This window comes from Thalassotalea euphylliae (genome assembly GCF_003390375.1).
Taxonomy (GTDB): domain Bacteria; phylum Pseudomonadota; class Gammaproteobacteria; order Enterobacterales; family Alteromonadaceae; genus Thalassotalea_F; species Thalassotalea_F euphylliae_A.
Map to the genome: position 1 here is coordinate 88,997 of NZ_QUOT01000002.1, position 11,777 is coordinate 100,773.

General features: G+C 42.2%; 10 protein-coding genes. 3 read left to right on the plus strand and 7 right to left on the minus strand.

All coding sequences use genetic code 11. From position 1 onward, the window contains the following. Positions 1 to 124 precede the first annotated feature (124 nt). The gene (locus DXX94_RS18945) at positions 125 to 1,663 is read left to right on the plus strand and encodes a response regulator (protein WP_116018769.1); all 1,539 of its coding nucleotides are present in this window, start codon (positions 125 to 127) and stop codon (positions 1,661 to 1,663) included. Positions 1,664 to 1,797: 134 nt separating this feature from the next. Further along, on the plus strand, positions 1,798 to 2,589 hold the full coding sequence (gene tcdA / locus DXX94_RS18950; RefSeq protein WP_116018771.1) for a tRNA cyclic N6-threonylcarbamoyladenosine(37) synthase TcdA: 792 nt from the start codon (positions 1,798 to 1,800) through the stop codon (positions 2,587 to 2,589). Between the two features lie 116 nt (positions 2,590 to 2,705). Here the strand turns inward: tcdA and DXX94_RS18955 are convergent, their stop codons facing one another. Further along, on the minus strand, positions 2,706 to 4,379 hold the full coding sequence (locus DXX94_RS18955; protein ID WP_116018773.1) for a SufS family cysteine desulfurase: 1,674 nt from the start codon (positions 4,377 to 4,379) through the stop codon (positions 2,706 to 2,708). 145 nt (positions 4,380 to 4,524) lie between these two features. On the opposite strand from DXX94_RS18955, the gene DXX94_RS18960 reads away from it, so the two are divergent. Then, positions 4,525 to 4,752, plus strand: coding sequence for a hypothetical protein (locus DXX94_RS18960; protein WP_116018775.1), 228 nt, complete (start codon positions 4,525 to 4,527; stop codon positions 4,750 to 4,752). Positions 4,753 to 4,832: 80 nt separating this feature from the next. On the opposite strand, the gene DXX94_RS18965 is transcribed toward DXX94_RS18960, so the two are convergent. The 6 genes from DXX94_RS18965 to rbfA all read right to left on the minus strand — a co-directional run bounded on the left by DXX94_RS18965 (position 4,833) and on the right by rbfA (position 11,768). Next, the gene (locus DXX94_RS18965) at positions 4,833 to 6,149 is read right to left on the minus strand and encodes a hypothetical protein (protein ID WP_147302317.1); all 1,317 of its coding nucleotides are present in this window, start codon (positions 6,147 to 6,149) and stop codon (positions 4,833 to 4,835) included. A 174-nt stretch (positions 6,150 to 6,323) separates the two neighbouring features. Next, positions 6,324 to 7,199 (minus strand): lipoprotein NlpI, encoded by an 876-nt coding sequence (nlpI, locus tag DXX94_RS18970; RefSeq protein ID WP_116018779.1) that lies wholly within the window; start codon positions 7,197 to 7,199, stop codon positions 6,324 to 6,326. 288 nt (positions 7,200 to 7,487) lie between these two features. Then, complete coding sequence (gene pnp / locus DXX94_RS18975) at positions 7,488 to 9,617, minus strand: polyribonucleotide nucleotidyltransferase (RefSeq protein WP_116018781.1); 2,130 nt, start codon at positions 9,615 to 9,617, stop codon at positions 7,488 to 7,490. 331 nt (positions 9,618 to 9,948) lie between these two features. Further along, entirely contained in the window at positions 9,949 to 10,218 is a 270-nt protein-coding gene (rpsO, locus tag DXX94_RS18980) for a 30S ribosomal protein S15 (RefSeq protein ID WP_116000636.1), read from the minus strand. Positions 10,219 to 10,406: 188 nt separating this feature from the next. After that, the gene (gene truB, locus DXX94_RS18985; RefSeq protein ID WP_116000637.1) at positions 10,407 to 11,348 is read right to left on the minus strand and encodes a tRNA pseudouridine(55) synthase TruB; all 942 of its coding nucleotides are present in this window, start codon (positions 11,346 to 11,348) and stop codon (positions 10,407 to 10,409) included. Positions 11,349 to 11,351: 3 nt separating this feature from the next. Continuing rightward, a complete protein-coding gene (gene rbfA / locus DXX94_RS18990) occupies positions 11,352 to 11,768 on the minus strand; it encodes a 30S ribosome-binding factor RbfA (protein WP_116018783.1) in 417 nt (138 codons plus the stop codon). Between the last annotated feature and the right edge of the window lie 9 nt (positions 11,769 to 11,777).

The following is an 11,777-nucleotide window of genomic DNA, read 5'->3' on the forward strand; positions in this document are numbered from 1 at the left end:
TTACGGGCTGCTTTTTTAGTTTTAGCCTTACCGAATACAAGCCATCTAAGCCCGCCATCTATACAAATGAACGGTTCTTTTATATTCTTGATATTACGGGTGTTTACTTTATGGTCACGCAAACTTGAAGCACGTACTAATAATTGATGACAGCAGACTTGCCAGAGAAGCCATTGCCAAAATATTAATTGGTTGCAACTTTGATAGGTCAGCAATTGCGTTTGTTGAAAATGGCCAAGATGCACTTGAATTGATGACCATGCAGCCGGTCGATTTGCTGATCATTGGTGATAACTTAGCTGATTTCACGCCAGTTAGGTTACTGGAAGAAATTCAAGTTTTGGAAAATGCTCAAAATACTATTCATTCAGAGCAAACTAGCCAATCTGTGCGGACAACCAAAGCGCCACACCTAGTGCTATATCGAGAGCCTGCGACCAAAATATCGTTAGAGCAACGACCAGATCTGGATGCGACAACTCTCGCCAAACCGTTTGATCGACATAACCTATGCACAACGCTACATCAGCTAACAAATTCAGCATGTTTTGAGCATCATCAGCAACAAGACATCCGCCTAACATCCGAAGAGAAAGCCGAAACAGGTGGCTCAGTACTGATTGTTGACGACGAATCAAGCAATATCGAAGTTGCTGCGGGTATCCTCAAAAACAGATATCGCGTTATTGCCGCGAAAAATGGCAAGCAAGCGTTAACTATTCTCGCCAAACAACGCGGAAAAATAGACCTTGTTTTACTTGATATCATGATGCCCGAAATGGATGGCTACCAAGTTTGTAGTGCGATTAAAAATGATTCAGAAACAGCTCACATCCCTGTTATTTTCCTAACGGCTAAATCCCAAGTGGAAGACATTACCAAAGGTTTTGCCGCTGGCGCGGTAGATTACATTACCAAACCTCTACAAGGCGAAATCTTGCTGGCACGTGTCAATACGCATACTACGCTAAAGCATAATCAGGAAAAGCTCGCTCGACAGGTCAATCAGTTAGAAGAAACCGCGCAATTACGCGAAGATATTGAAAAAATCACCCAGCACGACCTGAAGGCACCTCTCGCCAGCATTCTTTTCCACGCAGGAAAAATAACCGATAAGCCATTGGCAAGCGCAATAAAATCTACAGTCAATAACGTGATAGGAATGATTAACCTCTCTTTAGAGCTGTATAAAATAGAACAAGGCATCTATCAATTTTCACCTGTTGCGACTTCTATTGAACCTTTGATTCAAGATGCTATTTCGGGCTGCCAATTAGAGGCTGAAAATAAGCAAATCAAACTGGTTTTTAACAACCACAGCAAATGTCAGGCGAGTATTGAGCCACTGCTATGTCTGTCTGTTTTTAGCAACCTGATTAAAAATGCCGTAGAAGCGGCTCCCGTCGGCTCAGAAATTTCCATTGAACTGACCGATGACAATGACACCTTGGTTTTCTCTTGTAAAAACCTTGGCGTAATACCAGAACCACTGCGCAACAACCTATTTGATAAATATGTGTCAGGTAATATCAAACAAGGCTCAGGGCTTGGTGCGTACTCAGCGAAGTTAATGACCGAAGCCCAAGGTGGTCAAATTCAATACGAAATTGAACAAGAGCTATACACTAGGTTTATCGTAACGCTGCCTGCCCAAGGTCAATAGCCTAAGACTTTTAACCCAGATTAAGTTAAGCCATATTAGCAACGATAAGTAGCCACGCTGTGCAAAGCAATTGCAATTTAGCGGGTAGTTCTTGCTATAATACGCGCCTTTTTACTTTGGGTTAATTTAGTTGTATGTCAGATTATCAGCTTAGGTTTGGCGGAATTGAACGGCTGTATGGGGTTCAAGGCGCGGCAGTAATTAAAAATGTCTCGGTTTGTGTTATCGGTATCGGCGGCGTCGGTTCATGGATTGCTGAAGCACTTGCTCGTTCTGGCTTTGGTCATATCACCTTAATTGACCTAGATGATATCTGCGTAACCAACATTAACCGTCAGATCCATGCATTAACTGACACCGTGGGTGAAAGCAAAGTCGAAACGATGGCGGAGCGCATCAAACAAATCAACCCAGACTGTAACGTCACCGAAGTTGAAGACTTTATCACACTAGAAAACACCAAAGAGCTTATCACCTCAGGTTTTGATTATGTGTTCGACGCTATTGATTCTGTGCAAGTAAAAGCCGCACTTATCGCACATTGTAAACGTCAAAAAATTCCTATGATTACGGTTGGTGGCGCTGGCGGTCAAACTGACCCGACGCAAATTGCGATTGCCGATCTAAGTCAGACCTATCAAGATCCGCTGCTTGCGAAGGTACGAAACTTATTGCGCCGCGATTATAACTTTTCGCGAAACACTAAACGTAAATTCAGCATTGACGCTGTTTTTTCAACTCAGCAACTGGTTTACCCTGATGCTGATGGCAATGTTTGCCATGCCAAACAAAGTCAAGACGGAGCCATGCGTTTAGACTGCAGTGGCGGTTTTGGCGCCGCTACTCATGTAACTGCTAGCTTCGGCTTTTTTGCGGTAGGCAAGGCGATCGATAAGCTACTTAAACGAAAGCTTAACCTTAAATAAGTCAGTCCACTTATTTGATTACTATCAACTGAACCTATCAAATGGGTTCAGTTGATTATTCAATCGACCGTATTAAATACATTAAACAGATAAAGTTTAACCTGCTACTAGCCAATTCAATTTTCGCTCACTAGCCTTTTAATACGCTCAACGATTGCCCTTAGCCCGTTACCGCGTGATGGACTTAAGTGCTGAATCAAGCCAAGTTCGTCAAAGTATGATTCAACATCAATTGTCGCGATTTTTTCACTGTGTTGATGATTGAAAATAGCCAACACAATGACCAGCAAACCGCGGATAACTTTCGCGTCACAGTCAGCTTGGAATTGCCATATTCCGCTAGCGTCTTTATTGGCTTTGAGCCAAACATCGCTCTCGCAACCTTGCACTAGGAAATCGCTATTACGTTCATCTTTAGGTAAACGTTCGAGTTGTTTGCTTAGTAACATGATTTCACGATGTCGACCATCCCAGCCTTTCGCCCTAGCAAACTGCTCAGCTATTTTATCAAAAGGGTTATTGAGCGGAGCCGCCTGCTCCGTACTAACATTCATTTGAACACTTGTATGCCCTGCACCGGCAGCTAAGTAACCTTTTAATGCTACGATCAGGCTATCTACTTCACTTATTAAGTTATAGGGTGCTAGAGATACGCGTAGACACCCTGTTTGACCCAAGTATTCCATCAATGGCATCGCGCAGTGGTGACCTGCTCGTATAGCAATGTTTCGGGTATCTAGGTAGGCAGCAACATCCTGATTATGCTCTCCTTCAATGACAAAAGAGAAAATTGGAATATCTGGTTTTTCATCAAATAAAAACTTTATTTGAGGTATCGTTTTTAACTGGCTATGGGTGTAGTCAATTAGTTGTTGCTCGTAGATAGCCATTGATGCTTGATATTGTTTGGTAAATGCCAGCGCTTTTGCTAAGCCAAGTACGCCCGCAATATTTGGCGTTCCTGTTTCGAACTTAAAAGGTAAGTCAGCGAAGCTAGTGCCGTTGAAACTAACTTTTTTGATCATCTCACCGCCAAACTGATACGGTGGCATTGCCGTTAGTAGTTGCTCTTTGCCATACAAAACACCCGCTCCCGTCGGCCCGAACACTTTATGAGCTGAAAAGGCAAAAAAGTCACAATCAAGCTGATGTACATCAATGCGTTCATGGGCTATCGCTTGCGCGCCATCGATAAGCACTTTCGCACCTACTGCTTTCGCTTTAGCTATAATCCTTTCTATCGCATTTCGCTTGCCAGTGACGTTAGAAATCATGTTAATAGCAATAAGCTTAGTGTTGCTGTTGATAACACTATCAAGGCTCGATAAATCGATACGGCCGCAAGACGTTAATGGCAACACGTTAAGCTTAGCGCCCGTGTGCTCTGCTACTTGCTGCCAAGGCACAATGTTGGCGTGATGTTCAGCATAACTCACAACAATTTCGTCATGTTTGGTCAGCAGAGGTCTAGCATAGCACTGTGCAACAATATTGATCGCTTCTGTTGTGCCCTTAGTCCACACGATTTCTTTATCGTTTTTCGCCCCTATAAACTGCTTTACGACTAGTCTAGCCTTTTCAAACTTAGCGGTAGCACTCGCACTTAATTGATGCGATGAACGATGCACATTGGCATTCGACGTTTGATAGTAATAGGCAATCTCGTCAATCACTGCAAGCGGCTTTTGCGTGGTTGCTGCATTGTCAAAGTAAATCATTGACGAATTTAACGGGGTTGATGAAAACAGTGGGAATTGTTTACGAAATTGTTTGGGAGAGAATTCAGCCATCAAGAATTTGACATTTTACCTACATAAAACTTCCACAATTATACCTTAGTATCTGTATTCGACAGAGCAATTATTCAGTTCATTCGTTGTCAATTACACAATTTGTGGTCTATACCTATTAGACAATAAAAGAAGGATAATAAATATGACGCTCTACTCTTGGTTTAGAGATTCGGTAGAACAGAATAAAACAACATGGGGTAAATCGGAAAATATTCAATTAAACCAGTCAATGTGGCCTATAGCAGAAGTGAGAGACGGCCTGCTTGCTTCAACTAAAAAGCCCACTACTACGATTAAAGATACGACTACAACGATTAAATATAATCAAGCTATCGAAAACACTGAACCTCTAACATTAAAAAGAAGTTAGCCAGCGCAATTTTTGCTACTTAATAAAGTCGCTGGCAGATAAAAACGACACCATCTGTTCAATCACATTCATATTTGGTGTTAATGTCTAGCCTTGTTTAACCAGCTCAACGCTTCCTTACCCTTTTTTGCTCGATACATCGCAACGCCAAAATTATAGTGATAACTTGGCATTTTAAACCTACTCAGATTTTGGCCAAGCAAATGAACATATAATGGTGGTAAAGGGTAATCATGATTATTCATCATGGTATTGCGTTGTATGGGCTTAAACGCAGTAACGCTTTTACTCTCCATACAAGTATCTGCAACAAAGACGCCCACACCTTCAGGAGTTAATGTTTGATTCACAGGAATCTTGGTTAGGGTGGTTTGCTTGGCCTGATTAGCTTGATTAGCATTAATCGTCGGTGCAATTTGTGTGTACCAAGGCAATTTTTCTAATTGCTGCAATGAAATATAACCATCAGAAACAGTTTTAGTGCTTACCGTTGCGATATTCCAACTTAATTCGCTATTAGTTGATTGACATACTGGATGTGATTGCTTGAGTTTGTATTCATCAACAAATCCTAGCAAGTGAGCAACTTCATGAGTGAAGATTTTGCCATCATCTGCTCTATCCAAATACAGTATGCCCATGTGAACATTAGCGCCGCCTTTAGGTAGCATCAGCGCTATGTAATCACTTGGTGCATGTGCTAGTGACGTTAATTCGCTAGCTAATTGAGCTTCATTACAGCGAATAGGTGTTTTTGTTTCTAGCTGACAGGCATGAGTAAATGGCTTTACGTATCGAACATCAGCAATGCACAAGAATTGGTTTAGGTTTGACTTTTGGTACTCTGTAGCAAGCTGTTGCCAGTGCCTTAAGTCACCTAGCTGATTTGCCAATAAGGTAATAGATAATGGGCATTTATTTGCATCAATATCAGCTTTGAAACGCTGCAACGGTTCAGCTTGCGATATAACCTTGAACTCTACCAGCTCATAATACAAAGGCAGTAAATGAGTTTGAGCTCTGAACTTAGCAGCGAGTAGCGTCAGCTTGTCTTGCTCGCCTGTTGCCATTAGGCCATTTAATTTGGCGGCTGCTAGATCGAGATCCCAATTAGCAATACCACCCACATCAAGCTCATTAATTTTGCTATGCTCTTCACTTTCCTGCCATAGCACTAATAGCTTATGGGTCGCTTCATCTATTCCTTTCAGATGGCCTTGCATTAAATATCTTTCTGCTTGCGTGAAATGACCTTGAGCCAAATGCCAGCTACCAATATCGGTGCTGATCATCGGGTCAGTTCGAGCTAAACGCACGCCACTATGTAACCAACTAAAACTGCCTTCATCACTATTAGCAAAGTTAAATGAATGCGCCTTTATATGATTTTGTTTCAAGGCAAAAGTCTGCAGCGCGCTATCAGGCTCTTGGTTTAGCGTAAGTCGATTAAAATAGTCGTAAAATGAAAAAGAGCTTGATGGCACAACGACCATCAAGCTCAAGATTATTAATATTTTAAAATACGACATAATACGACACTAAGTAGCAGTCGGTAGTAAGTCATTTAACGGCTAAAACTGCTCGCCTTGTCTAACAAGATCAAGCTCTAGTTTGGCATACCTGTGCTCAACAAACTCATAGACATTGGTGCTTAATGCCAACTTAAAAAAGTTTAAAGCAACTTTGCTTTGACCGTTAAATTGTGCGTGTTTGCCGAGGTAAAAGTACGCTTCACACAACCTATCGGTTAGTGCTTTATTTGAAGACACATTCTGCGTTAATTGCCCAATAAACTGATGCTGTGAAAGTTCACCTAGATAAAGCTGAATAATTTGTTTGGCCCAAACTTGGTCTCCAACTCGCTGGGCGCGTTCGCGTAAATTAATTTCGGCTTGTTCTGGCGAATATGCGCGCTCGGCTATGTATAACCAAAGAATGCGGTAAGGATCGTTTGTTTGTTTGCTCAAAAAAACTTGTAAATCATCTGCGGCCAGCTCAGCACGACCACCGTAATATAGGGCAATACCGCGATTTAAAAACGCATATTCATGCTCTGGTGCTAAGTCGATGGCTGAGTCAAATTGGTCATAGGCTTGATTAAATTCCTGCATTTGGGTGAAGTGAATACCAAGGAAATTATAGGCATCAACAAGATCTGGTTTGAGTCGCAAAGCGCGATTAAAGTCTAGACGAGCCAGATTTCTCAAGCCTACGCTGTCATAAATTACACCGCGATCGTAATAAAGCTGAGCGCGTTCAGCATCACTGATTTCTGCACGTTGAATCACTTCGCTTAAGCGTGCAAGTGCAATTTCGCTTTTGAAATTAACGGGTAAAGGCTCTGCAATAACTAGGTTATTAACGGCTGATGTTGATTGCGAAGTAGAAGCGCAGCCCTGAATAAACAGAAAGCTGGTGGTTAACGCAAGAATAGCTAATTTTTTCACTCAGAAAGATACCTACTGTTAACTTATCACTAACCTAGAATGCAAAATCTTGTTTATACATTTCATACCAAAGAAAATAAAACAGCCGCTATTAATAGGCAAATAACCCATCAAGTTAGCAAGCTACATGACATTTATACGGCAAAGAATCTAGATTTTTTGAAAGAGTAATTAATAACTTTTTGAGTATATAAAAAAGGGAGCTTGATAGCTCCCTTTTTCTTAGCCAAATTAGCTAGCCAACTTATTGGTTTGCTAATGTTTAGCTTTTAGTAATGAAAGTGAAGATTAAGCTTCTTCGCTTGGCGCGTCAGTTGCTTCTTCAGCAGCAGGCTTAGCTGCAGCTTCTTTCATGCTCAAACGCACGCGACCTTGACGGTCAACTTCAAGTACTTTAACAGTCACTTCTTGGCCTTCAGTTAACACGTCAGCTACTGCATTTACGCGCTCTTCTGAAATTTGAGAGATGTGAACTAAGCCGTCTTTACCAGGTAAAACGTTAACGAACGCACCGAAGTCTACGATACGAACAACTTTACCTGTGTAGATTTCACCTACTTCGATTTCAGCTGTTAGCGCTTTAATGCGGCTAATTGCATCTTCTGCTTGGCCTGCATCAGTCGCTGCAATCTTAACCGTACCGTCATCTTCGATTTCAATCGTAGTGCCTGTTTCTTCAGTAAGTTGACGAATTGTTGCGCCACCTTTACCGATAACTTCACGGATCTTGTCAGCACTGATTTTCATCGTGTGAATGCGTGGTGCGAAATCAGAGATATCGTCACGTGCTGAATCAATCGCTTGGTCCATCACGCTTAAGATATGAATACGCGCTGCTTTTGCTTGGTTAAGCGCAGTTTGCATAATATCTTGAGTGATACCTTCAATCTTGATATCCATTTGAAGTGCAGTAATACCTTCAGAAGTACCTGCTACTTTAAAGTCCATATCACCTAAGTGATCTTCATCACCAAGAATGTCAGAAAGTACAACATGGTTGTCACCTTCTTTCACTAGACCCATCGCGATACCAGCAACAGACGCCTTAATTGGCACACCAGCGTCCATAAGTGCTAATGAAGTACCACATACAGAAGCCATTGACGATGAACCATTTGATTCAGTGATTTCTGATACCACGCGAACTGCGTACGGGAATTCTTCAACCGTTGGCATTACTGCTAACACACCGCGCTTGGCTAGTCGACCGTGACCGATTTCACGACGCTTAGGAGAACCGATAAAACCAGTTTCACCTACTGAGTACGGAGGGAAGTTGTAGTGCAACATGAAGTTGTCAGTTTTCTCACCAAGAATGGTTTCAACTTTCTGTGCATCACGTTGTGTACCAAGTGTTGCTGTCACTAACGCTTGAGTTTCACCACGTGTGAATACTGCACTACCGTGAGTACGTGGTAATACACCAGTCATTACATCTAGGGCACGGATCATTTCTGGATCACGACCATCAATACGTGGGTGACCTTGCGTGATACGACCACGTACGACATTTTTCTCTAAGTCGTGGAATAAATCTTTTGCTTCTTGAACGTTTAATGCTTCATCTTCAGCAAGTAGCTTTTCAACTACTTCGTTGCGAATTTCAGCAACACGCTCGTAACGCTTAGCTTTTTCAGTAATTTGGTAAGCTTCGTTTACTTGGGCAGATGCTAGCTCGTCGATTTTTGCGATAAGCTCTGCATTTTTCACTGGTGCTTCCCAGTTCCAAGATGGCGTATTTACTTCGGCAGCAAACTCTTTGATTGCTTCGATAGCTTTTTGTGATTGTTCGTGACCATATACCACAGCACCTAACATCACCTCTTCAGAAAGAATTTCAGCTTCTGATTCAACCATTAATACAGCAGAATCGGTACCGGCAACTACTAAGTCTAATTGGCTTTCTGTCAATTCAGATTGAAGTGGATTTAATAAATATTGGCCGTCTTTATAACCAACACGCGCAGCACCTACAGGGCCATTAAAAGGTGTACCTGTAATTGCTAACGCTGCAGATGTACCTAGTAATGAAATAATGTCAGGTGAAATTTCTGGGTTAGCAGAAACAACAGTAATAATTACCTGTACTTCGTTCGTGAAGCCTTCCGGGAATAACGGACGAATTGGACGGTCAATCAAACGTGCAATCAATGTTTCTTCTTCAGAAGGACGACCTTCACGCTTGAAGAAACCACCAGGGATTTTACCCGCAGCGTATGTTTTTTCTTGATAATTTACCGTTAATGGGAAGAAGTCTTGACCTTCTACCGCCTCTTTTTTAGCAACAACAGATACTAATACTGACGTATCATCCATTGAAGCCATTACTGCTGCTGTTGCTTGACGAGCAATAACACCCGTTTCTAAAGTTACGGTATGTTGACCGTACTCAAATGTTTTAGTTACCGGAGTAAACATTTACAGATTCCTTAGTTTAAGACACCAACTTACCTATTTAAGTCAGCTCTGTTTTCTTTCATTTAATTTGCTCGCTAATTATAGCGATAACAACCGCTATTACTAGCGCTTAAATCAATTAAAACCAGATTGTCATAATTACTTAGTTGATAGAAATTATTAAAGGGAATTCAGGCGCTATTTTACGTTAGCAGAGCAGTCAAAAAGTGAGTGTTTTGGAATGTTGAATGGTGGCAGAGGTTCATAAGCAAATCACAAAGATCAAAAAAGGCGCCGAAGCGCCTTTCTTTTACCAAACTCAAATGAGTTTGATGGGCAAATAAGCCGTCGATTAACGACGTAGACCTAATTTACCGATAAGCGCAGTGTAACGCTCAACATCTTTACGCTTTAAGTAGTCTAAAAGCTTACGACGTTGGCTAACCATGCGTAATAAACCACGACGTGAGTGGTGATCATGGATGTGCGCTTTGAAGTGACCTTGTAGGTGGTTGATTTGTGTTGTTAACAAAGCAACTTGTACTTCTGGAGAACCAGTGTCACCTTCTTTAACTGCGTATTCAGCAACGATAGCTGCTTTTTGCTCAGTTGATAAAGACATAATAAATACCTTATATAGTTTAGTGTTAAAAATCGCGTCAAGCCGAACACTAAATCAGCAAGACGTTCAAAAGAGCGCGTATTCTAGCACCCTCGCCTATTTTTGCAACCAGGCGTTTAACTGCCATAGCTAAACCACCATAGTTAAACCGGGATAGTTAAATCACTTCGCTACAAAAGTTACCTAGCTTATTCTTCTGCCGCTGGCACAATTATGCGTTTAGGTGCGACTAAGCCATCATCATTGATGTAACCAACACCCAAGAATTCACCTTGCTCGGTAAATACTTGTACCAAGCCATCTAGCGGCGCACCTGATGCTTGCACAGGGTTACCGTGGCGAAGGTAAACCACAGAGGCGTCGTCAACTTCAACTTTAGGCATACCTTCAAGTGCGGTTTCCATTGGTAACAACAACTCATCTAAATAAGTTGATGGCGCAACACCCTCAGTTTTCGCTTGCTGAAGCTTTTCTTCTAACTGCTCAATGGTCACCATTTTATCCCGTGGGTAGCTGCCTACACTGACGCGACGCAACATAGACACATGAGCGCCACAGCCAAGTAATTCGCCTAAGTCATCAACGATGGTACGAATATACGTGCCTTTTGATACATGCAGCTCCATATCAATTTCATCGCCATCTATGCGTAGCACTTCTAAACGAAATACTTCGATATCACGTGCTTCACGTGGCACTTCAATACCTTCGCGGGCGTACTTATAAAGCGGTTGGCCTTGATATTTCAGTGCCGAGTACATTGACGGAATTTGCTTTGATTTACCGCGAAACTTGTCAACCGCAATCAAAATATCCGCATCTGTCACGTCAACTGGCTTGGTGCTCACCACTTCGCCATCCGCATCACTGGTGGTGGTACGCACGCCAAGCTTGGCTGTGACAATATAGGTTTTGTCAGTATCTAATAAAAACTGAGAAAACTTAGTCCCTTCACCCAAACAAATAGGCAGCATACCAGTAGCTAGTGGGTCAAGCGCACCGGTATGACCTGCTTTTTGTGCGAAATAAATCCCTCTAACTTGCTGCAACGCCTTGTTTGACGAGATCTCCAATGGCTTGTCTAACAGTACAATGCCGTTAACTGCACGACCTTTTCTGCGTTTCGCCATGGGTTATGCTTCCCCACCTTCGTCTGAGTTTTGCTCATCAGTAGCGTCTTCACCAGCGCGGCGCTGATCTTCAGCAACTGCTTGGTTAACCAAGTTAGTCATACGCACACCTTCAACAAGTGATGCATCATATTCAAAGCGAAGCTCTGGCATAATGCGCGCTTTAATGCGCTTGGCAAGCAAGGTGCGAATAAAGCTAGCCGCTTCATTTAAAATTTTGACCGATACTTCTTCGTCTTGCCCTTCAAGGGTGAAGAAAGTCACAAATACTTTGGCGTAGGCTAAATCGCGCGTTACTTCAACGGCATTCACTGTCACCATACCTAAACGTGGATCTTTGACTTCACGCTGGATAATGGTGGCTACTTCTTTTTGAATTTGTTGAGCAACGCGATCGGTACGAGAAAAATCTCTGCTCATAAAAACTCC

Excerpts from the sequence above, each read along its gene's own strand:
- tcdA (WP_116018771.1), top strand. The coding sequence starts at position 1,798 with ATGTCAGATTATCAGCTTAGGTTTGGCGGAATTGAACGGCTGTATGGG.
- DXX94_RS18955 (WP_116018773.1), bottom strand. The coding sequence starts at position 4,379 with ATGGCTGAATTCTCTCCCAAACAATTTCGTAAACAATTCCCACTGTTT.
- DXX94_RS18960 (WP_116018775.1), top strand. The coding sequence starts at position 4,525 with ATGACGCTCTACTCTTGGTTTAGAGATTCGGTAGAACAGAATAAAACA.
- pnp (WP_116018781.1), bottom strand. The coding sequence starts at position 9,617 with ATGTTTACTCCGGTAACTAAAACATTTGAGTACGGTCAACATACCGTA.
- rpsO (WP_116000636.1), bottom strand. The coding sequence starts at position 10,218 with ATGTCTTTATCAACTGAGCAAAAAGCAGCTATCGTTGCTGAATACGCA.
- truB (WP_116000637.1), bottom strand. The coding sequence starts at position 11,348 with ATGGCGAAACGCAGAAAAGGTCGTGCAGTTAACGGCATTGTACTGTTA.
- rbfA (WP_116018783.1), bottom strand. The coding sequence starts at position 11,768 with ATGAGCAGAGATTTTTCTCGTACCGATCGCGTTGCTCAACAAATTCAA.